Source organism: Paenibacillus anaericanus, from assembly GCF_003994475.1.
Taxonomy (GTDB): Bacteria; Bacillota; Bacilli; order Paenibacillales; family Paenibacillaceae; genus Fontibacillus; species Fontibacillus anaericanus.
On sequence record NZ_RZNY01000035.1, the window covers coordinates 20,504 to 41,898 of the forward strand.

A 21,395-nucleotide genomic window follows, 5' to 3' on the forward strand; every position below is an offset into this window, starting at 1 on the left:
TCTGTCACTTGCGAACCTTCAATTATGTCTACGTATCCAGTTCGGTGGGACTTGAATTTCGCGGATGACCTTGGCAGGAGAACCTCCGGCGAGCACATTGTCAGGAATATCGCGCGTTACAACACTTCCTGCAGCTATGACGGAATTCTGTCCAATAGTCACGCCCGGTAAGATCAGCACTCCACGCCCAATCCAGACATTATCCGAAATAACGATTTCTTTGCTATAGGATAGATCATTTACATCTACAGGGTGAAAGTTCGTATCCATCATATTGACCATGGGACCTATAATCGTATAACTGCCGATCCGAATCGATTTCGTACAGCCGATATCTAATCCATAATTAAAGAACACATGATCACCCACCCAGAGCTTAGCCTCCTTACTGACAGTAATTGAAGAAGGAAAAGGCTTGGCATGAAAGGAAACATTACCTCCAATGACGATTTTCCCTTTATTACTTACCCGCAGCTTCCCTGAAATCCGCCCTAGAAAGCCAACGGAATTGGCTTTGAATGGTAAGATACATGCTCCCTTAAGCACAGCCAATACCTTACCTAGACTAATTTGATTGAATGAAATACTCATGATATCAACCAACCATTTGTTGGATTCATCGGTTCTGTTAATAACGATTGGTAGGTGTCTTCTACCTTGCGAGCAATCGTGACCATATTAAAGTCCTTCATGACATTCATATACCCTTGGATAGATAGTTCTTGATAGTCAATGGTTTTGTCATATACACTATCAATTGTCTGATATAGCGCGTCGACATCCCCATCCTTCACGATAAAGCCTCCCTTAGTTTGATGAATGATTTCCGGGGCTCCACCAGAATCAGCAACAATAACAGGGGTTTGTACAAGTAGAGATTCAATAATCACTCTTCCAAACGGCTCATTTAGTGAGAAGTTAATTGTCAGATCGCATTCCTTCATAAGATCAAGGGGCTTCTTGCTGTATCCATAAAAGATAACGTGATGCTCCAGCCCATATTGCTTGACCTTCAGGACCATATCATTATAATAATCCTCCGAACCATCCACCGATGTATCTCCTACGATCAGCAATTTCCAGTTGTTCTTCTTATGATCAGCCAACTTCTTGACTGCTTCAATCACCAGATGATATCTCTTCCACTCTACGATCCGACCAAAGGTACCAATAACAAGAATATCATCCTCCATAAAGCTACGACTCCTCATCGTCAAAGCTAGTTCTGGATCGACTCCGTTATAAATAATCGTTTTATTCTTTCCTTCAATTGAGTTCGCAACAAAGTGTGAAATACAGATGATCTGATCAAAAAACCGAGGCAGTACACGATTGAACATCTTCAAATGCGTATAGTCCCGATGATGCCAAACTAGTTTGCAATTCGTTAGAAATTTGAGTGGTGCGGTATACCACGGTGCCCTCCAACCATTGGCATGAATAATATCAATGTGATTTTTCTTCGCGAATCTCCTGATTTGGAATACGGTTTCGAGGTAACCGAGCCCTAATCTCTTCTTAATACTGTTCAAGCGAAGTGGAAAATGAGTATAGTTCGTTCTAATCTCACTTAAGAAGTCAGCATCCCTCGGACTTAATAAGAAAATCCGATGTTTTGACGTATCCAAGTAATTGATTAGATGGATCAGACTTTGTTCGGCGCCACCCTTTTTATCTGCATGGGTAATAAATAGGACGTTAATTTTATCCTTATTCATCACAGCACCTGCTCCAATTGAACATGGGTATTCAATGAATTTATGTAGCTTTTCAGTACCTCTTTATGGTTGTAATGTGTACGAATATAATGTTGTGACGACTCTAGCAAGTCTTTGGCTAATATAGGATTATCAAACATCTGCTTCACTCTGAAATAAAACTCCTCTGGGCTATCCGCAACCATAATGTGTTCATTATGAACAAGTCCAGTGCCCTCATAACCAATAGAGGTTGAAATGACGGGCAAGCCGTTTTGAATCGCCTCGATCGTTTTTAATTTTACACCAGCACCATTTTGCATCGGATTCACGAACAGATACCCACTTTTATAAATATCGTCGAGACTCTCGGGCGTATCATGTACAACCACATTCGTCATATCAAAAGACTGTAGCCAATTTAAGCTTTGTTTCCTACTGTTTCCGGCCACAATAAATTTGTAATCTGGCTCCTGTAGCATCAATGGATGAACATGTTCAAGATACCACTCAATCGCTTCCCGGTTATTTGGCATGAACAGGGATCCGATAAATACAACATGCTTAGTTTGGAACGTACTTGCAAGGAAGGTTTCCTTCGTCACCGGTGGTGGTAAGAACAGGCTTTTGGCAGAAGGATGTCGTCTCTGAAATTCTTCAAACTCCTTATTAGAGATAAACAAATATTTATCTACTTTCTGCAGCATTTTTTTCTGCAATGTGCTGAACTTATAACTCTCCATGAGATAATACAGCTTATGAATTATATTCTTAGTGCTTCGAGCAAGCGCCTTGAAGTATATTGCCTCATCATTGTGAACCCGTAAAATGACGTTAGCATGTTTGATCAGTGGATTCTTTAGGATGGGATACACATAATCGCCTTCCAACAGTACATAATCATAATCCTCATCGATGTTCACGTGTTTCAGCTCTTTGCGCGACTGGGCTTGCATTGGGATGGAATGGAGCAGATCCGTAAGCTTGCTCCTCCTGTCACACAGCTTAATCTTCTCAACATAATGATATACTACCTCGATGTCTCCATGAGAGGGCAGTTGTTTACCGCAAACAACAAGATGTATCTTCCAGCCAAGCTCGGCTAACACCTTAATTCTTCCCCACGTATCAACCCGACCCCCGTGATCAGCGGGATATGGGAAGTCACTACACACAACAAGTATCTTCATCTCGTAACCCCCCAGGTGTTGTTATAATTTAGTTCTTTTTTTCCTAGAAAAAGACTAATAAATGCGAAAAGCAGCCATATCTCATATTTAATTTCAAGTGCCACAAAGAGCAACGAGAATAAGACGAATATAAGCGCTATGAATAAAATAATATTTCCCTTTACTTTAATAATCAGATCTTTAGCTAATAGATAGAAAAATACGACAGAGAAAATTCCGCCGAACATCACCCATTGGAAAAATCCCGATTTAACGCCCAAATTTTTATCCGAACCCGAATACTGCAACAATTCCCCTGTATTGATCTGGCTCATACCGAAAACATTGTAATAAAAACGGGACATCAGGTTGATCGCATCATCCATATATTGATCAAAGTACATTAAGTATGCTCCTGTACCAACCCCTAATGGATGGTGAAAAACGGTAGTGATAGCATCAATAATCGTGCCCATCCGTGTATAAGATGACGTGTAATTCTCGATATCATTGCTAAATGAACTGATTAGTCCTGCTGAGAAATAAGTGATAAACAAATACATCGCCAAGATAACCCCAAGCAGAAGAAAAAAGTTTCTTTTCTTCCTGAAATCGAGGAATTTGATCATGGTCACCACTAGAGTTAATAGACTCACAATTAAAAATCCCTTTGATCCCGTAACGAATAAATAAAACAGAAAGAAACTAGCTACATAAAGACAAGACAACGTCTTTGCGAAGCCATTTAAATATCGGGATAAATAAATCATAATCGCAGAGTACACGACGACTATCGAACCCGTTGTACTACTTTCCGAAGTAAGTAGCCTCACCCTCCAATAAGGATTACTCTTGGAGTGCATGAAGGGAAGTGCATTCGGCATACTTACCAATTCAATAATCATAATGCCTAACAAGAGGGTGAATACGGCACAAAAACAACCATAAAGCAGCTTAAAACTGTTTATTTTTGAGAAGACGAGCTGCATATGCCGAATATAGAGCAGGATGACCAGAAAGTAGATTAATACCTTCATTGCCTTACCAAGAAGGTTCTCTGTTCCGAAGCTGTAGCTACCCTGCATGAATTGAACCAGAATATAGATCATGCTGATAAAGCTTAGATAGATAATGAAAGCTAATATATACTTCTGTAGCTTGGACACCGTCATAATCTTCTTATATTTCGAGAGCATCGCAATCTCGCAAAATATAAATAGCGGAAACAGAACAATAATAGGTGATCGGCCTATTTCACCGATACTATTCACCAGTGGGAAATCCTGATAGAGTGTCAGTATCAGCAAGAAACTGAGGTAAAGTCCCAAAAACATCTGCCCTTTGCCTGGTTGACTCTGAACTACTTCTTCATTTGTCGTAGGATTGTTCTGTAAGCTCATATTCATCATCTTTCATCCCCGTGAATCTAGACATATTTGCCCACGGCCCCAGAGTACTGGTTTCTGCGGTTGCTCAAGGCAGTTTCGTACAATAACTCGATTTGTTGATTCATCTTATCCGCATGGAATTTCTCATTAAAAATTCTTTCTCCCGCCTCACCCATCACTTCTAGCTTGTCTTTGCTTAAGTCCTCAATAATTCGAACTAACTCTTCCTTATGATCAAAATCGAAGATAAAACCATTGACTCCATGCTGAATGATCTCGGGAAGTGCACCTCGGTTGCTCGCTATAACAGGCTTTTTATTCCGCAGCGCTTCAATTGCAACGATACCGAATCCTTCCCAACGAGACGGAACGATAACGGCGTCGCACGCTCTCATATAGCGGTCAATCTGCGAATTATCTACCCATCCAATCTTCACCGCATTGCTCGGAAATTTATAATCAAATTGTTTCAATACGGTATCGCCTACTAAGTAGAGATTGATGTCTCCGAAATCATGCTCGTTAAACACCTCAAGCAGCAGATCAAACCCTTTTTGCCGGTCGAAACGCCCTACATATAGCAGGTTAATTTTGTCCTTCTGAACTTCAAACGGTAAAAAATCCGTAGAAGGAGCATCCGATACCCCGTTATATACGACTACTGATTTTTTGAAAGACAAGCCGTAATTCATCGACATCTGATACTCATGATTGGAGATATTGATGATGACGTCTGTACGGAACGACAACAGCTTCTCCACTGAAGCGAACACCCGCTTCTTCCAGGCCTTCGTGTCCATTAGAAAAGCCCAACCATGCGCACAATAAATCACAACGGGACGTTTCCTCTTAAAAAGAAACAACGTCCGCAGAAAGAAACCTGCGAACGTTCCATGGACATGCACGATATCGGGATTCACTTCGTTAATCATCTTATGAATCGACTTCATGGCTTCCAGAAAATATTTAGGCTTTCTCTTATAAGGGTACAGATACAATCGATCTGGACTAATACGAAGGGTCTCCTGACTGGAGTTCTGCTGAGACGCTACGAGATAAATATCATGATTGCTGGATTGATAGTTCAAGACCTCATTAAGATGAGTTTCAATTCCGCCTTTTGTAAACTCCGAAATATGAAGGATTCTTGCCATTCCCTTCCCTCCATTTCTAAGTTAAAATGCATCCTGAGATCCAAGCATGGCCTTCATCGTTCGAAATATAATTTTGATGTCGAACCAGATGCATCTCTTCGAAATATAAGTAATATCGAGCTCGACCATTTCTTTAAAGCTAAGATTATTTCTACCGCTAACTTGCCAAAGTCCTGTGCAACCTGGTGTGACAGACAAACGTTTCTTCTCATAATTGGTATATTCAGCAACCTCTCTTGTTAGAGGGGGTCTCGGTCCTACCAAGGACATTTCGCCTCTTAGTACATTAATTAATTGTGGAAGCTCATCGATACTTGTCTTTCGAATAAGCCTGCCTACTTTCGTCACACGAGGGTCATCTCTCATCTTGAACATGGCCCCACTAATCTCATTTTTATCAAGTAGATCCTTCAGTTTGTCTTCAGCATTGGTATACATCGAACGAAGCTTGTACATTCGAAACAGCCGCTCATTCTTACCAACTCGAGTCTGATAGAAAAAGATAGGTCCTGATGGATCCTCAATTTTAATGAGAATTCCAATAAAAATGAACAATGGGCTTAATAGAATGAGTCCTGCTAGTGAACCAATGATATCAATCGCTCGCTTGAGCACGGAATATATAGTGAGACTTTCTTGCTTAAAGCTTGTCATCAAATAATAATCTGAGAATCCTATTACTGCCTCATCCCGGTATGGTGAAGGTGTCATCTTAGATCACTCCTTAACTGCAAATAATTGTTTGCGAAGCTCAAGCTCCATAATTTCCTCAAGTCCTGCCATTAGTAAATGCTTAAGATCGTTATTCCGAAGAGCAAATTGAATATTCGTCATAATAAAGCCGATTTTCTCACCAACATCATAACGAGTACCTTGAAAGTCATAGGCGTAGACACCTTGCTGTTCATTAAGCTTTTGAATAGCATCGGTAAGCTGAATCTCCCCACCAGCACCAAGCTCGTGTCTTTCCAAATAATCAAAAATATCAGGTGTCAGCACATACCGACCCATAATGGCTAGATTGGAAGGAGCTTGACCTTTAGGCGGTTTCTCCACGAATCGATTCACTTTGTATAGGTTATCTATTCGCTCACCTGGATCTACTATTCCGTATCGATCCGTTTGATCTACATCTACTGTCTGAACACCGATTACGGAACGTCCGGTAAGCTCATACTGCTGAATCAACTGCTTCGTACATGGAACTTCGGCTTCCACGATATCGTCTCCAAGGAGAACAGCGAACGGTTCGTTTCCAATAAAATTCCTGGCGCACCAGACGGCATGTCCAAGCCCTTTGGCCTCTTTCTGCCGAATATAATGGAGATTAACATGAGATGATTTCCTAACCTTCTCAAGGATGTCGAACTTACCTTTTTCCTCTAAAATGTGTTCGAGCTCAAATGCAATATCAAAATGATCTTCGATCGCACGTTTTCCTTTACCCGTTACCACGATGATGTCTTCCACACCTGATTCAATAGCTTCCTCCACGATATACTGGATGGTTGGCTTATCAACAATAGGAAGCATCTCTTTAGGCATCGCTTTTGTTGCCGGTAAAAATCGAGTGCCGAGTCCTGCGGCGGGGATAATGGCTTTGGTCACTTTTTTCATGTTTGATCCACCCTATCCTATCTTTTTATTCGCTTTGTACCCAGCTACTACTCCGAGTTAATAAACAAAAATACAAGGGCATTGAACCCTTCCTCACATTACACTCTTGACGACAAACGTCTAAGGTCTGGCTGACCCACAGCATAATCGAGTGCCTCCGGTGATAAAGGTGCAGGAGACATTACCTTCCCATTCCTAAATTCAGAACCTTGGGAGAATTACACTTAAGCTTCGTTTACATCTTCGTAATAGTAGGAATATGCATCCGAATTTTTGCGATTAATATTATTGAGTACTACTCCAATTAACTTGGCGTTCACATGCCCTAAAGAAGCTTTAGCTTTGAGTGCCTCGTCTTTCTTCACTCTTCCCGAGTCAATAACGAGTACAACACCATCGCTTTGCGTGGCTACAATTTGGGCATCTGTGACAGACAAGATCGGAGGTGTATCGATGATGATCACATCGAACATGTCCCTGGTTGTTGCAAGTAAAGTTGCCATTTGCTTAGATGAAAGCAGTTCGGACGGGTTAGGCGGCGTAGGACCTGCATGAATGACTGACAGATTCTCCGTATTGGTATGCTGTATCACTTCGTGAAGATCTTTCTGTTTAAACAAAGCGCTTGTTAAGCCACTGCGGTTGGACTGCCCAAAGATGTGATGCTGCGATGGCTTTCTTAGATCGGCATCAATCAGCAGTACACGTTTATTGGCTTGAGCAAAAGCGACAGCCATATTGGCACTGGTGGTACTTTTTCCTTCATTTGGCTTGGATGAAGTCACCATGATGACTTGCAGGCTTTGATCTATGGTTGAGAACTCGATATTTGTCCGCAGTATCCGATAGCCTTCGGAGATCGGTGACTTTGGATTACTTTCCGTAATGAGGTTCCATTCAGGAATCAAACGAGACATGACTATCCCTCCCAGTTGCTGGCTTAAGTGGAGCTGTATTATCGCGCTTCAACTTATCCATTTCTTTGAATCTCGGTATGGAGGCCAGTACTGGAACTCCTAATAACATCTCGATATCCTCTTCGGTCTTGACCGTGTCATCCAAGTAATCCAGCAGGAATGATATACCTACCCCAAGCATTAAAGACAACATGAACGCCACAGCAATATTCAGTTTGGCATTAGGCGCAATCGGACCATGTATCTCTTTAGGATCGGCTTTGTCCAAAACAGAGACGTTGTCCACTTTCATGAGCTCAGGAATTGTTTTTTGAAAAACAACGGCAACGGCGTTTGCAATATTTGCAGCCTTTTCATAAGAAATATCGCGAACAGAAATGGACATAACCTGCGTTTCATTAACTGAACTAACACTTACCTTCCCAATAAGCTCGCTGTAGGTCACTTCAAGATCTGGATAATCTTTAACTACAATTTTCATCATTCTTGGTGTCTTGATAATCTCTTTATAGGTTTTAATTAGCCCAATCGTAGAGTTAATGGACCCAACGTCTATACTCGGAATCAGTGAACTGCTGTCCTTGTACTGGTTGACGATAAGCTTAGCGGATGCTTCATATTGCGGCGTGATGAAATATGAAGAGTAAATGCCAATAGATAAACAACTTACGGCCATAATTAGCACGATCAATAACAACCTTCGTTTGACGATTAACCAATATTGTTTGAGTTCCAAATTGTTTCCTCCATTACTAGTTACTTATGTCTTCCTTCCTCCATAACTCCAATGAAGTTCCCATAATGAATATTTTATTTATATAGTTATTCAAAACGAGAACTACAGGGTAGGATTTATCCGCAGAAGTATAGAACTCTGCGGAAAATCATTCTTTATGAATCTACTATGATCTAAATTATTCAATTCGAGAACTCGAGGGTATGGTTGCTCCAATAATCATAATTAGAACCTATCCTGATGCTCGCTATGTAACCTGTGACACCTTGAATTCATAAACTCGTCAATCGTACCGCCATTCACGACATGCTCCATCATATCCACTGAACAAGCTTCAAATCCTAACTTCCTGAGTAATTGCGACAATACTTCCGACATGTCCACCGGTTCATCCCATGATCTATACCCGGAGAATAAAAGCAGTTCAGATAAAGATTTAGTTTCTTCTAACCCATCTTGATTCGATAGAGAAGGATCTTCGGATAATACTTTCAAAAATTGCTTCAGCCTTCCTCGCCTCTGCTCGTCATTCGAAACATTCATCTTTCATATCCTCCATTCATCAAGTCTTACTTTCTTTTGAATAATGGAGCTTAACCTTCTCTGATGACTATTATGACATAATTGTAAACATTTCTTGAGAGAATAAAGACATGGTTAAGAGCTCCTAATTTATGTAGAACAGTAACATCACTTGTCTAGTTTAGGATAGTTAAATGGATTATTTTGTATTATGTAAACGCTTTATATATTATTTTATACATTGTTATTATAAAACTGTCCCTGTATCACTTTAGCAAGCTAAATCCCCTTGTAAAATAAAGGTTTTTTGACTGTTTCATGAACTGATGTAAATTGCGAATCGAGCTAAACTCCTGCTCAAACTAGGGACTATTGACCACGGTCCTATAAATACAGGACTATTAGTCAGGTATTTAGATGTTCAAAATGGGAAAATCCACTCACATTTTACATAAATAAACGTTTTATTGGCCTGAATAATCAAAAAAAACCAAGTTTTTCCGCGAAAATCCGGTTTACTTGGTTCAAAACATATATCAATCCCGATCAAAGTAAGCCATTTCAGCAGGATCTCTTTTTTATGGGCATAGTTCTAATCAGGAATTCCCATAATATTCGGGATGAATTTATAACTTCAGTAGCACAAATAATGGAACGAAAAATCCAATATCCTATTACTAATTAACCGTGTATACATATGGAGATGGTCCTATCCAGGGTTCTACGCATTACGAAAAATAGGACAATATACGTCGCAGTACGCTCTTTGACGAAACTGATGTAGGTGCACTGTTAAACGGTTTGTCCTCAATAATACACTGGGCATTATTTATGAAGTAGTTATACCATTGCTCCCCCATACGTTCATTGATCACATCATACGCCTCACGCAACCGAAAACCTCTGCGCTGTACATGATGGGCATCCGATGAAACGATATGAATGAGTCCACTACTACAAAGCGACCACGACATTTTCTCGATTTTTCTACCAAATCCACCAAGCAAAGAATGGCTTGTAACCTGCACAAACGCACCTCTTTGTATCAGTGCAGCCAATCTTTGAGGATTCTCCATCACTTCCGCATTACGTTCAGGATGGGCAATAATCGGTTTTAATTTCATGATTGTAAGTTCATGAATCAGCTCATCCATCTCCTTCGGTATATGGGAAGATGGCATCTCAATCAGCAAATAATTAGAATTAGCCAGTGGAAGTAATTCCGCTCTTGACCAAGCTTCTAACAAATCGATATGTACACGAATTTCTTGTCCAGGTAATATCGTAACTGGCACACCTAAGGCAAGTAATTGTTCGTTAATGTAGCGTGTATGTTCTACAACTTCAACTGCCGAATTGAAATATCTCCCATTCGCATGGTGTGGTGTTGCGATAATGGTTGTAATCCCTTCCGAGACGGCAGCCCTCGCCATATCCAGGGTATCATTCCAATGCTCCGCTCCATCATCGACACCAGGCAGTATATGCGTATGGATATCTATCATGTTGTTCTTCACTTCCTATTCATATATTTTCTACTAACCTGGAGACTAGCAAGTGTGTATGATTGACATTGACTTGATATGTTTTTATTAAACTATCATATTCATTTATAAAAGTGCAATTTTTACATAACATGAAAGCTCCTCAGCGGACGATGTCTAAACTTCCACGACAAATAAACCAAACCCAGAGCATACTCATCTGGGTTTGGTTTGCTTGTACATAGGAGCTAGATTCGCACTCTTTCGTGCTTGTTAAATACAAATTTTCAGATACTTAAGATGGAGGTATAAGCCTCATGCACCGCGTCATATACTTTACGCGCCCGGACACTATCACCCACATTAACAATGTCTACTTTACCCTCAAGCGCCGTATATACCTCATTGTTAGGTCTAAATCCCATAGCAAGGACAACGCTATCACAAGGTATCTCTTGTTGGCTATTTTCATTCTCTACAGTCGCAAAACCTGTACCGATCTTCACCAATTTAGTACTTGGCATGGAAGTGATATTAGGATGCTGCAACATCACTTGGAGCATCATCATATTTTTGATAAATAGCGGTTCCGGTAGTAGCTTATCCGACATCTCTACGATAGTTACTTTTTTACCTTTACGCGCATAATTAATCGCTGTTTCGCAGCCCACCAAACCGCCGCCAATAACAACAATGGTATCACCAACAAGGCATAACTCGCGAAGTGCATCCATAGCTACACATACGTTTTTGCCCATAATACCTTCAATAGAAGCCGGTCTTACAGGGATTCCTCCTGCAGCCCAGATCACCTTATCGGCTCCGTAGGCTAGAATCGATTCTTCGGTAGCTTAATGGACTGAATCCGCTACTCGGGTTGCGACAGTTCCAAAATCTTCAGTAGCCACCTCTACTTCTAAATCTACTTCATCAACATTAATCTTAAATATATTGATTCCTTGAAACAGTTTTTGTGAAATTTCATTAATTTCAATAGCTTCCTGGGCAATATCACGAACGGCGATGTCCTGCTGAGTACTAGAGGCGTTAACTTCCTGCACCCCTGCTGCAGTTTCTTCCGCAATGGCCGCAACACAATGAACGGATTCTGCAAGTCTAGTATTTTTCTTCCGAGTTATATTCACCTTGTCATGTATTTGTTCGATTTGTCTGCTGATCTCCCCAATAGATTGATCAATGGCTTCAAAAGATGAAAGAGTCTCCACTACTTTGTCGTCCTGCTCCTCCATATTCTCTTTCGTCTCTAGCATATATTTCTGTAAGTCCGCCATACTTGCTTGTAGTTCATTAACCATGGTATCGATATGAAGAGACGATTCTTTTGTCTGTAGTGATAATTTCCTGACTTCAGTAGCAATCACGGAGAATCCCTTACCATAAGTACCCGCGAGTGCAGCTTCAATCGCAGCATTCAAGGACAGAACATTCGTTTGATTGGAGATATCCGTAATGGAATTGGTAATTTTGGAGATCTGTTTCGATTGCTCCGAAAGGCCCATTAAAGCTTCATAGACCTTCTCAATGGAATGCCTTGACTGTTCAGACACTTTCTGCAGAGAGGATACCGCCGCAGACCCCTTTTGAGTGTTGTGATTAGCCGCTTCACTAGTCAATACCATGATTTCAGTGTACTCCGTAATTTCATTGACACCTTGTTCCAATTCTTGAATCAGGACTGCACTTTGCTCAGAATGCTCAGCCTGTTGTTCCGCACCTGCAGAAATTTCCTGAATCGTCTTTACAATATCATGATTCATGTTAGCGGTAATGGATGAGGATTGTTGAAAAGAATGCGAATATACCGATAACGACGATGCAACGGAATGTGTTTGCCGCAGCATATCTCGAACTCGCTCCACCATATGGTCGAAATGATGACTAAGAACCCCTAACTCATCGTTATACGGTGAATTGATTCGATGCCGTAAGTCTCCTTCGGAAATTTTACGTAAAGCCGCTTGCAATTTATTAACAGGAGATAGGAAAGAGCGAATTAGCATAATGGCGATCGTAATCGTGAAAAGAAGCACAAGAATTGCCGCGTATGTAACAATAGAGGTTATTTCATTTAACAGATCAAAGGAATAAGCTTGCGCTTGTTGTGCATTCTTTGCTGCTGCTGTATACAATTGCTCATTGGTCTTCAACATATCTTGATTTAGCGCAAGTGCTTTTGTATGTATTTCATCAATGGTTTCCAAGACGACCAAAGGATCCAAATTGGGGTCTTCCATTGTAGAGATCAATTCATCAAAATACCCTATGTATTCCTCAACTTGACGTTGTAAAAGTTGTAAATTCTTATTGGCTTCTGTATTTGCAGCAAAAGTTACCGCCGCTATTTCATCAACAAACTGCTTTTGCTTCTCCTTAAATGGATCGACTAACTCCAGATCACTTGATTCGGCAAAAGAGGTTTCTTCTTTATTCAACTCTTGTAACAGTTGAGTCATTTTAGCGACGCTTATTCTCTTCTCCATCTCCACTTTTTGCGTTTCCATTGATAATTGTACTAGATTAATCTTATGACTTTGATATAGAGCCACTCCCAAAAAGATGATAGTGACAACAGAAAAGCTTATGATCAATTTCCACTTCATTGAAAGGTGCAAGACGCTCTTCTTCAACTTGTATCATCCCCTCTTTTACAATACCAAGATACTAGGTCTTTCTTACTAATATCTTGATTGTAAAAGTCGGATATTAATTACTTCGCACGATCGTGTAAACGAAGTGTAAATTATATCGCAACAAAGTGTGAACTCTGCGCTCAGAATCTTACTAGCTTGGTTAAAGTGTTTTTTTGAAATACACCGTAAAGGCACAAAATATTATCAAGAACACTCCTAAAGTCCCCAACAATGTAAAGAAAATAAGTTCATTAAAAAATCCTGCTACAACAGTGGACAAAGCCAATAAAATCAACATCGCGACAGTCGTAAATACAGATACTTTATACCCTATTAACTGCCCACGCTCATCATTTTCTTCGATATATAGCTTTTTCAGTGCTTCATCACTCTTCATGCTCTTGCGATATTTCACGATGAAAATTATAAAAACAAACAGTAGTCCCGTAAATACTCCACTTTGAAATCCGAGAATAAAATCGGAAATCTCAGGTAATCTGTTTCTGTTAGAAAGCAGTACTATATTGATTAAACAAGTTAGCAACATGATCCATGTTAGATAAATAACTCTTAAACGTACCTTTTCTTTATACTTCTCCATCTTATATTTCCTCCAATTCACTAAAATCAAAAACATCTTCAATAGTCAAATCAAAATACTTAGCGATCTTATACGCAAGGACTAATGACGCCGTATATTTCTCAACCTCCAGTGAAGTAATGGTTTGGCGGGTCACCCCTACCGCGAGTGCAAGTTCTTCCTGAGAAAGCTTATGTTGTTTGCGTAATTCTTGAATTCTAGTTTTCAAGATCACCCCTCCTAAATGCAATGTTTGCTTTGCAATTTTAGAATAGTATACTTTGCATGAATTGTAAAGCGGACTTTGCAAAAAAAACTTTTGAGTCCCCTTTAAAGCATAAAAATAGCATTACCTTTGACGTTGGTAATGCCGTCCTTATAAATTGACTATTTTCTTATACGCCTATTTCTCTCGCCATAACCACGAGCTTGTTGATTGTATTCCAGTTGCGAACTGTCGCCGGTACACCCAATTTATGTAGATTGCTGGTTAACTTAGAATTGCGCACACTATTTGCAAACAATAGGTATACTTCTCGGCCGGAGATACGATATTTTTCGTTATCGTTAGCGTACACATCCAACCGCCGGGTTGCTTCTTTTACCGGTTCTTCAGTTAGCAGTGCAACATAGAGACTCTCCCCCACAGCAGATGATTCTGCTTCCGCCACCTCTTCATCCGAAAATGGACAATTCTCAATAATCCGTTCCAACTGCTCTACTGTTCTCAACGTAACAATGACTGGGAACCCAAACACAGCTTCAATCTCATGCTCAATTCGTTGACGAAGTTGTGACTCCTCCTCGTTCGATTGGAACAGGACATTGCCGCTTTGTATGTACGTCTTTACTTGATTCAAGCCCATCGCTTCAAACATCTCTTTCAATCGGGCCATTTTAATCATATTCTTACCGCCTACGTTAATACCTCGCAAGAGAGCGACATATGTAGCCATCTTAAATCCCCCACTTTTTCAAATTTTGTTCTTGCTGTCTTGATCCAGCTTTCTAATTGTTCCTTTGTGACTTCTCTAGGATTGTCGATGAGACCCGCTAGGTACATTACGTCGCTGTTTCCCGTCTCATATAATTCTAATGCTAATCCATGATTTTTCTCAACTTTTTGTTATTCCTGTATTTCTTTGTACATTGCCGAATGTACTTGGATACATAAGTATTTGGACAGTCAAAAGTTTTGCATACCTAAGAGGCTAGAAATCCTTGCCAAAACCAGGAATTTCCTGTTTACGCAGTGCGAATGCGTACCGCGATGAGAACTTGTGTGAGCGGACACTGAGTACGTTATTTACTGAAAATACACTTATTTCGTGATCTGCGCGGACATTGGTTCCTCTATTCGCTCAAATATCTCTGATTATGATGTATTTGAGACGAATAACGGATCTCAGGTCCGCAAAACTCAAAAGAAGCCTGAAAAGGACAAAATAGCGGATCCTATGTCCTCTCACCTTGAATCTTTGCTTACGGATTCGACTTAACGGTACAATTCAGTCCACATCTCTTAGTTTCTTCGTTTCTTGTTCCGTACGGCTCCTCATCTACTCAACTCTTCGTTCTCACATTCCATAAATTAAAATTTGTATCATTCAAAAATTTAATGATGTTCATTTCTCTGTTTTTTAATTACACTTAAATTATAGAAAAGTTGTCTGCTAAACAGATGGAGGTATATCATGTATTTGTTTGTCGTCAATAAGAACTCTGGGAACGGAAGAGGTTTCCGTGTCTGGACAAAAATAAGTAAGATACTTGATAAGCGTAATATTCTTTATCAACATATATTCACTGAATCTGCCGATCAAGCTCATACTCTTCTAATGGAGAAACTGTCTGCTCCTATTACCTGGAAAGCAGTGGGGGTTGTTGGGGGAGATGGAACGATCAATAGTCTGTTACCGGCATTACGTGATTCTGGTGTTCCTTTAGCAGTTTTTCCTTCTGGTTCTGGAAACGATACAGCTCGGGGGTTTCATATTCCGATGAAGACCAGCGCCGCATTAGAAGTAATGCTGGGAGGCCTGCCTAAAGCCGCTGATTTAATCTCTATTTCTGGGCAAAGTGCCCTCACCGCGCTTGCCGTTGGATTTGATGCAGAAGTCGCCCACAACGTGAACAATAGCTTGTACAAGAAATTTTGCAATGCTTTTGGCTTGGGAAGAATGGCTTATGTTATCGGAGTTTTCCATACCCTTATAACTTTTCGCCCTGCCCCATTAACTGTGGAATGCGACGGTGTGACACATACCTACTCGTCTGCCTGGCTGACCGCAGTCAACAACGTTATTAGTTACGGAGGAGGTCTTGCAATCTGTCCCCAAGCAATTACAGACGATGGTTTTCTGGATATCTGTATCGTTCACGATTGCTCAAGAATTCAACTTCTGATGCTATTTCCGACCTTACTCTATGGTGGGCATACCAGGCTTCCGTTCGTCACGATGCTACGTGGAAAGAATATTTCCGTGCACAGCAGTCTACCCCGCATGGCTCTTGGAGACGGCGAACACCTCACCTCTACACCATTAACTGCCGCTGCTGACCCAGGTGTTATGCAGGTCATGTGCCCACATCCCGGATAAATGCAATTATAACTTATTACACACAAGGAACTCTGGAGAACGACTCATTCTCCAGAGTTCTTTGTGTTTATACTTAGACCATTGATCTTATTGTAACTGTCCCGGTGCTTCTTCGGATTGAGGTAGTGCTCCAGCATCCGGGAAGATACTAGTCTCATGAGGGCGCTCTGGGAGAGTAACCTGTGGAAAGTAAGTCTTTAGAAGTTCCTCCAAGTCCCCTCTAGTTATGTGCTTAGCATAAGGTTGAAGCTCAATGCCAAGTTCTCCATTATTCTCGATAGTTCCTGACTTTACTTCCTCTAAACTGTGAATTCCTACCATACGCATTCGCTTCTCTATATCGTTTGTTGTCATTCGCAAGCGTTTCATGTTCTCAGGTAGGTATTTCCCATCAGCAATGATGGGTACCGTCCTTCCTTTCAGAATCCGCTCAGCACGATTCCAATTCAACGAGACCCATTCGATAGCCCCTAAGAATGCGAGAAAGATACCTGTCGCCAAAATAGAGTGTCCTACTCCGTTTCCAGCAAGGTCTGAACCCAATACAGAACCTATGATCAGCACCATGGCGATCTGAGGCGTTGTCATTTGCGAAATAGATTTACGCCCGCCAATTCTTAACAAAAGGGTGCCTGCACTTGCGATTAGAATGGCATCCCAAATCAATGTCGACCACTTCATAAATCCTCCTAATAAGCTGTCTTTTTAAGGATGTTTTCGGGCTCCCCATAATCTAAGATCGATATCCACTTGAATATCACGCTCATTAAGCGATTCTGCGGTTACCGACTTTCCTTCTTTCTGTAGCTTGTTCCAAAGCTTGGGATTCTTCTGATATAAACCAAGTGATAGTTGATAGGGGTCACCGTGTTGTGGTGTAGTTTTACGAAAAGTTCTTATCAGCTCTTTTTTAAAGACATCCCTTGTCACTTTTTTGAATTCCTCGATGGGTACTTCCTTATATAAATTAACTACTTTGCCTATGACTTTTATTTTCAACCGATATTTCACTCCATCATTTGTAGGCTCAAACCCAATAACAGAACGAGGTGATACCAGTCTTACAAGCCCTACGGGATCATCCATAGGTCCCACAAGAATGGTAGCCCGAGTAGCGGGACCCTTTAACCAACGAATTCCTAGTACATCTTCAAGCTTCAACCACCCTTTGTTCTCATTATCTTTCAACATAAAGGCACCATTAATCTCAAGAATCGGATGTTCCTTCATCCCTTCCGTCCAGTTAGAAGTAGTTATGGCGAGGGAGGGAAGGACAACCGTGGCTGCCTTTTCTCGGTAATGGACAAGAAAATCAACATACTGCAACGGATGTATGAAGGAATTCTGAGAGTAGTTTAGCATTGGTGCGTGCAGTAAGGTGCGAAGTGGAGACATCCCAACGAAAGGAGTACTTGTAAAAAGTTCTTCAATATTTTCCTTAGTGCCGTATACCCACTTCGTATAACTAATATCCTCAGTTCGGTTTGATTTATCAATCACATCTCTTATTCGTTCATGCGCCAACATGGATTCCGATAACACAAGTGCCGTTACCTGACTTCAGGATAATTTCTGCTGACTGGTCGTATAGAGTTCCCTAGTTGCTTCAGCCAAAGTTTTCCCTCTTCCCTTACCCACCCAAATGGGTGGCTGAGATGATGGGATACTACCTTCTGGACCTGAGAGACTTTCATAATCAAGCATTTGAGCATAGATGTAATATTCGCCATCTTGAAAGTCAATACCAAATGCCGACAGATAGTTGATCTCCTGAACCTCACCATTATCCCAACAACCCGATAGAAAAAAGGTTAACGAGGACATAAGGATAACTACATATTTGACCCTTGTCATAATTCCCCACCCTTCTTCCGCAATCCTGGAATGCGCATGAAGTTTCGAAGCAACCTCTGAGGAGCGAAGGGGGAAAACGGAGCCAGAAAAGGTTCTTGGCATTCGGCTCCCAGCTTCACGGAGTAAGGAGAGGATAAAAAGGATAACAAACATTTCAACAGATAGAGAAAACGGAAGACTACTCCGTGTACTACCTATTGTAGCAAGCAGTGGAAACGGGATTTGATCCTGATGATAGGAGATTAAGGAGGTATAGAATCCTGGGAGAAGGATGGAGAGCATAATAGCAACCAACCGCAGCATTCTCCATGGAAAAACGAAATAAAATGGCAAATGTGGATCCTCTGCCGCAAACAACAGCTGCATTAAGTTAGAGGGTGCGATTAACACGACAGGGCTACCGTCGAGGATCATAATCAGCCGTCCCCTTAATAAAGCATCATTTACGAAATCAGGTCTACCACTGTAATCGAATATGGGAATAAAGAGAATCTATAAGGTGAAATATGCTCCGTCAATTCCCCAATACCTACCGGTGCATCTCCAGTATAGCTCTTCAGTCTAAATCCTTGAGATACTGGTAGTTTCCCCCCACTTGCCAATTGAATCCCTCCGCCCTATATCACTAAGCTTTAACTTGTACCGACGGATTCCAAATTATGCATATTCTGAATTATTAACTTCAAATTTGAGTATGCAAAAGATCCGTTAAACACTTATAACTAGTGTTTAACGGATCTATAGGACCTAGTACTATTCGATAATACCTGTTCGAATAACTTTTATGGTAACTTGGCCATTGATCGTGGACTGAGGAAACATTTCCTCCCACTTTTCTTCAACGACCTCTGAATTTCCCACACGACTACGATATATTTCACCAAATCCTACACAATCCGAATTCACTTTACGAAGTTTATCGAGGAACTGCTGTAATTGTTTGCTTAATTCAATCATTAATTGATGCTCTAGCGCATTAATGGCACCGGATTCAGTAAAATTATAACGCTGAGATACTTCTTGAATGTCAATATCGATATCAACAACCGTATTAAACTTAATATCCTTTTTATCAACAAGCTTAATCTTACCTTTACTCTTTGTAACATTAAATACAACCTTCACTGTATCCGTATCTTGTAGCAAATATCGATCCATGCCACTCTCCTGCATATCTTTTTTCTTGATATTAAGTTCGTATAGATAGGGTGTGTCGGTGCCTTTAAGCGTCTTAAGGAAAAAACCCTCATTCGGTGTAGCTTCACCTACTATTTGATCTCTATGTATTAAAGCGAGACTCGACAGAATGACCTCTTCTTCCTCCTTTTTTATTAAAGGTATGGCTAGATCTATTCGATTAATCCCCCTTGAACGTGTAAAGTCATGCAGAGTCATGGACGGAACCCAATTCATCTTGGTATTGTGCTCCAATAAACTGTTAAGAGAGGTCGCTATATTGGAGTACTCCTCATATTTGTGTTTAAGCAATTCTCCAGGAGAACCATCTACAATCGCGATATTAATCATATCCCCAAAGAAAGGGTCCCGGCTTAAGACTTCGATTTCATTTAACATCTTAAAGCGAAACATGTCACGATCTAACAAAATTACCCGTGTTTGCCCGGCAGCGACTGTATAAGGAAGCATTTGATTCATCTTTCTACGTGCACCTTTACTTGTCTCTGCTTCTACAGATATCGTATGGCTTGATTCTTGTGCTTCAGGTTCAGCTTCTATAAATGTACCCGTCACTTGAAACGTTCTATCTTCTTTCGCATCATACGCGAGTGCCACTAAGATGGATTGACGCTCAAGGATACTCGTACTCTGACAGGCACTAAGAACACCTAAGAGAACTAGAACAGCACACAACCGCAATCCTCTCATGATGTCCCTCCTTTGCTGTCAGGTCGCTTTCGTCCTCGAAATTTGAATACAATCGTAACGATCCCACTTAAGAAAATGGGGTAAATTAAAGAAAATACAACATTTCCGGACCCTAACCATTTATTGATTTGTTCGATGGCCGTATGACCATGAATAGCTATTGTTATCCCACTTGCCAAAGCGATCACGATGAGTAGCATCACCTTCTGATTCAAATTCCACATGCGCTTAAAGCCTCTAGTAACAGCCCAGGTGTTTATCAAAATACCTGTGAGTACCATTAACATCCATACCGAAATCACAACGAACTCCAATCTTTCCAAAAACGGATATTTCACAATTTTTAACATGTTAATGGATGGCCAGATCGAGCGAAGCATCTGATCGGACGAGAAATACACAATAGAGAGTGTCATTATTATAAGATACACCATATTTGCAAATAAAAGGGCTAGTTGCGAATACCTCATGGTACGTTCCTTATTGACGATATAAGGATAGATAAATAGGATGATTTCAAATCCGGCTAAGGTGAAACTCATCCTAATTGCACCGTCGATAATATCCATGACGCCACTTTCCATGATCGGAAGCAACTGTGTCCATATCGCATACTTCAAGGAAGAATAAAACAAGAACACTGTAAATAAGATCACAACAAATCCGAGCATACACATCCCAATAATGACACGAATACCACCAAATCCTGCATAAATAGTTAGAATTGATAGTAGTGACACAATCAACCAAGTAGGAATATCAGGAAATATCCACGCTTGAATGACATCAATGTAGTTTCTCATGATAACAATGGTAATGCATAGATAATACAACATATAGATACAGTTAAATAAGGTTCCTATTACCTTGCCAAACAGGTCATAATGGATTCCATATAAATCCGCTGATTCATACCTACTAAGCGCACGAACAATCAGCCACATAACAAAGTGTGTAAACAGAGCAGCCAATATGACCGATATCCATGCATCGTGTTTGGATGCTTGATAAATATATCGTTCAAAATTAAATATCCCTACTCCAATTTGCACATTACAAATTACAAAGAACAGAAGATAGGCATGGATCTGAATATTTTCAGGGGGATTGCTGAGAACTTTCATCGCTCCACCTCGCGT

Annotated in this window: 22 protein-coding genes and 1 pseudogene; 1 reads left to right on the top strand and 22 read right to left on the bottom strand. The window is 40.6% G+C overall.

The features are described from left to right. Positions 1-18: 18 nt before the first annotated feature. The 16 genes from EJP82_RS24670 to EJP82_RS24745 form a co-directional block, all read right to left on the bottom strand. Positions 19-591, bottom strand: coding sequence for a DapH/DapD/GlmU-related protein (locus EJP82_RS24670; RefSeq protein ID WP_127194727.1), 573 nt, complete (start codon positions 589-591; stop codon positions 19-21). Further along, entirely contained in the window at positions 588-1,718 is a 1,131-nt protein-coding gene (locus EJP82_RS24675) for a glycosyltransferase (RefSeq protein ID WP_127194728.1), read from the bottom strand. Before EJP82_RS24675 ends, EJP82_RS24670 begins: the two co-directional genes overlap by 4 nt. Further along, positions 1,718-2,887 (bottom strand): glycosyltransferase family 4 protein, encoded by a 1,170-nt coding sequence (locus EJP82_RS24680; protein ID WP_127194729.1) that lies wholly within the window; start codon positions 2,885-2,887, stop codon positions 1,718-1,720. Before EJP82_RS24680 ends, EJP82_RS24675 begins: the two co-directional genes overlap by 1 nt. Then, positions 2,884-4,275, bottom strand: a complete 1,392-nt coding sequence (locus EJP82_RS24685; protein ID WP_127194730.1) for a hypothetical protein — start codon at positions 4,273-4,275, stop codon at positions 2,884-2,886. The genes EJP82_RS24680 and EJP82_RS24685 overlap by 4 nt, the downstream gene beginning before the upstream one ends. A gap of 17 nt (positions 4,276-4,292) precedes the next feature. Continuing rightward, positions 4,293-5,408 (bottom strand): glycosyltransferase family 4 protein, encoded by a 1,116-nt coding sequence (locus EJP82_RS24690; RefSeq protein WP_127194731.1) that lies wholly within the window; start codon positions 5,406-5,408, stop codon positions 4,293-4,295. A 21-nt stretch (positions 5,409-5,429) separates the two neighbouring features. After that, positions 5,430-6,119: a sugar transferase gene (locus tag EJP82_RS24695; protein ID WP_127194732.1), complete on the bottom strand. Its 690-nt coding sequence runs from the start codon at positions 6,117-6,119 to the stop codon at positions 5,430-5,432. Positions 6,120-6,125: 6 nt separating this feature from the next. Beyond that, positions 6,126-7,025 (bottom strand): UTP--glucose-1-phosphate uridylyltransferase GalU, encoded by a 900-nt coding sequence (gene galU / locus EJP82_RS24700; RefSeq protein WP_127194733.1) that lies wholly within the window; start codon positions 7,023-7,025, stop codon positions 6,126-6,128. Between the two features lie 224 nt (positions 7,026-7,249). Beyond that, on the bottom strand, positions 7,250-7,942 hold the full coding sequence (locus EJP82_RS24705) for a CpsD/CapB family tyrosine-protein kinase (RefSeq protein WP_127194734.1): 693 nt from the start codon (positions 7,940-7,942) through the stop codon (positions 7,250-7,252). Then, a complete protein-coding gene (locus EJP82_RS24710; protein WP_127194735.1) occupies positions 7,923-8,678 on the bottom strand; it encodes a YveK family protein in 756 nt (251 codons plus the stop codon). The genes EJP82_RS24705 and EJP82_RS24710 overlap by 20 nt, the downstream gene beginning before the upstream one ends. Before the next feature lie 225 nt (positions 8,679-8,903). Continuing rightward, positions 8,904-9,221, bottom strand: a complete 318-nt coding sequence (locus tag EJP82_RS24715) for a hypothetical protein (RefSeq protein WP_127194736.1) — start codon at positions 9,219-9,221, stop codon at positions 8,904-8,906. 707 nt (positions 9,222-9,928) lie between these two features. Continuing rightward, on the bottom strand, positions 9,929-10,705 hold the full coding sequence (locus tag EJP82_RS24720; RefSeq protein ID WP_127194737.1) for a tyrosine-protein phosphatase: 777 nt from the start codon (positions 10,703-10,705) through the stop codon (positions 9,929-9,931). A 266-nt stretch (positions 10,706-10,971) separates the two neighbouring features. Next, positions 10,972-11,520 (bottom strand): NAD(P)/FAD-dependent oxidoreductase, encoded by a 549-nt coding sequence (locus EJP82_RS24725; RefSeq protein WP_127194738.1) that lies wholly within the window; start codon positions 11,518-11,520, stop codon positions 10,972-10,974. A gap of 15 nt (positions 11,521-11,535) precedes the next feature. Beyond that, on the bottom strand, positions 11,536-13,332 hold the full coding sequence (locus EJP82_RS24730) for a methyl-accepting chemotaxis protein (RefSeq protein ID WP_127194739.1): 1,797 nt from the start codon (positions 13,330-13,332) through the stop codon (positions 11,536-11,538). A gap of 163 nt (positions 13,333-13,495) precedes the next feature. Next, complete coding sequence (locus EJP82_RS24735) at positions 13,496-13,936, bottom strand: hypothetical protein (RefSeq protein WP_127194740.1); 441 nt, start codon at positions 13,934-13,936, stop codon at positions 13,496-13,498. Position 13,937: 1 nt separating this feature from the next. Further along, positions 13,938-14,144, bottom strand: a complete 207-nt coding sequence (locus EJP82_RS24740) for a helix-turn-helix transcriptional regulator (RefSeq protein WP_127194741.1) — start codon at positions 14,142-14,144, stop codon at positions 13,938-13,940. 166 nt (positions 14,145-14,310) lie between these two features. Then, positions 14,311-14,871, bottom strand: a complete 561-nt coding sequence (locus tag EJP82_RS24745; RefSeq protein ID WP_127194742.1) for a DUF1697 domain-containing protein — start codon at positions 14,869-14,871, stop codon at positions 14,311-14,313. Positions 14,872-15,609: 738 nt separating this feature from the next. On the opposite strand from EJP82_RS24745, the gene EJP82_RS24750 reads away from it, so the two are divergent. Then, complete coding sequence (locus EJP82_RS24750; RefSeq protein WP_127194743.1) at positions 15,610-16,515, top strand: diacylglycerol/lipid kinase family protein; 906 nt, start codon at positions 15,610-15,612, stop codon at positions 16,513-16,515. A gap of 87 nt (positions 16,516-16,602) precedes the next feature. Here the strand turns inward: EJP82_RS24750 and EJP82_RS24755 are convergent, their stop codons facing one another. From EJP82_RS24755 to EJP82_RS24780, 6 genes and pseudogenes are all read right to left on the bottom strand, one after another. Continuing rightward, on the bottom strand, positions 16,603-17,196 hold the full coding sequence (locus EJP82_RS24755) for a DUF421 domain-containing protein (protein ID WP_127194744.1): 594 nt from the start codon (positions 17,194-17,196) through the stop codon (positions 16,603-16,605). 24 nt (positions 17,197-17,220) lie between these two features. After that, positions 17,221-17,745, bottom strand: a complete 525-nt coding sequence (locus EJP82_RS28990) for a Ger(x)C family spore germination C-terminal domain-containing protein (RefSeq protein WP_484213866.1) — start codon at positions 17,743-17,745, stop codon at positions 17,221-17,223. Between the two features lie 39 nt (positions 17,746-17,784). Then, positions 17,785-18,861: pseudogene (locus tag EJP82_RS28540) on the bottom strand (spore germination protein); the annotation flags it as partial. Continuing rightward, complete coding sequence (locus tag EJP82_RS28545) at positions 18,813-18,971, bottom strand: hypothetical protein (RefSeq protein WP_246054423.1); 159 nt, start codon at positions 18,969-18,971, stop codon at positions 18,813-18,815. The gene EJP82_RS28545 and the pseudogene EJP82_RS28540, both read right to left, overlap by 49 nt. A gap of 151 nt (positions 18,972-19,122) precedes the next feature. Continuing rightward, entirely contained in the window at positions 19,123-20,256 is a 1,134-nt protein-coding gene (locus EJP82_RS24775; protein WP_127194747.1) for a Ger(x)C family spore germination protein, read from the bottom strand. Beyond that, complete coding sequence (locus EJP82_RS24780; protein ID WP_127194748.1) at positions 20,253-21,380, bottom strand: GerAB/ArcD/ProY family transporter; 1,128 nt, start codon at positions 21,378-21,380, stop codon at positions 20,253-20,255. Before EJP82_RS24780 ends, EJP82_RS24775 begins: the two co-directional genes overlap by 4 nt. Between the last annotated feature and the right edge of the window lie 15 nt (positions 21,381-21,395).

Bases quoted from the DNA above. Each gene is read 5' to 3' on its own strand.
- EJP82_RS24670 (WP_127194727.1), bottom strand. From the start codon at position 591: ATGAGTATTTCATTCAATCAAATTAGTCTAGGTAAGGTATTGGCTGTG.
- EJP82_RS24675 (WP_127194728.1), bottom strand. From the start codon at position 1,718: ATGAATAAGGATAAAATTAACGTCCTATTTATTACCCATGCAGATAAA.
- EJP82_RS24680 (WP_127194729.1), bottom strand. From the start codon at position 2,887: ATGAAGATACTTGTTGTGTGTAGTGACTTCCCATATCCCGCTGATCAC.
- EJP82_RS24685 (WP_127194730.1), bottom strand. From the start codon at position 4,275: ATGATGAATATGAGCTTACAGAACAATCCTACGACAAATGAAGAAGTA.
- EJP82_RS24690 (WP_127194731.1), bottom strand. From the start codon at position 5,408: ATGGCAAGAATCCTTCATATTTCGGAGTTTACAAAAGGCGGAATTGAA.
- EJP82_RS24695 (WP_127194732.1), bottom strand. From the start codon at position 6,119: ATGACACCTTCACCATACCGGGATGAGGCAGTAATAGGATTCTCAGAT.
- galU (WP_127194733.1), bottom strand. From the start codon at position 7,025: ATGAAAAAAGTGACCAAAGCCATTATCCCCGCCGCAGGACTCGGCACT.
- EJP82_RS24705 (WP_127194734.1), bottom strand. From the start codon at position 7,942: ATGTCTCGTTTGATTCCTGAATGGAACCTCATTACGGAAAGTAATCCA.
- EJP82_RS24715 (WP_127194736.1), bottom strand. From the start codon at position 9,221: ATGAATGTTTCGAATGACGAGCAGAGGCGAGGAAGGCTGAAGCAATTT.
- EJP82_RS24720 (WP_127194737.1), bottom strand. From the start codon at position 10,705: ATGATAGATATCCATACGCATATACTGCCTGGTGTCGATGATGGAGCG.
- EJP82_RS24735 (WP_127194740.1), bottom strand. From the start codon at position 13,936: ATGGAGAAGTATAAAGAAAAGGTACGTTTAAGAGTTATTTATCTAACA.
- EJP82_RS24745 (WP_127194742.1), bottom strand. From the start codon at position 14,871: ATGGCTACATATGTCGCTCTCTTGCGAGGTATTAACGTAGGCGGTAAG.
- EJP82_RS24750 (WP_127194743.1), top strand. From the start codon at position 15,610: ATGTATTTGTTTGTCGTCAATAAGAACTCTGGGAACGGAAGAGGTTTC.
- EJP82_RS24755 (WP_127194744.1), bottom strand. From the start codon at position 17,196: ATGAAGTGGTCGACATTGATTTGGGATGCCATTCTAATCGCAAGTGCA.
- EJP82_RS28990 (WP_484213866.1), bottom strand. From the start codon at position 17,745: ATGAAGGAACATCCGATTCTTGAGATTAATGGTGCCTTTATGTTGAAA.
- EJP82_RS24775 (WP_127194747.1), bottom strand. From the start codon at position 20,256: ATGAGAGGATTGCGGTTGTGTGCTGTTCTAGTTCTCTTAGGTGTTCTT.
- EJP82_RS24780 (WP_127194748.1), bottom strand. From the start codon at position 21,380: ATGAAAGTTCTCAGCAATCCCCCTGAAAATATTCAGATCCATGCCTAT.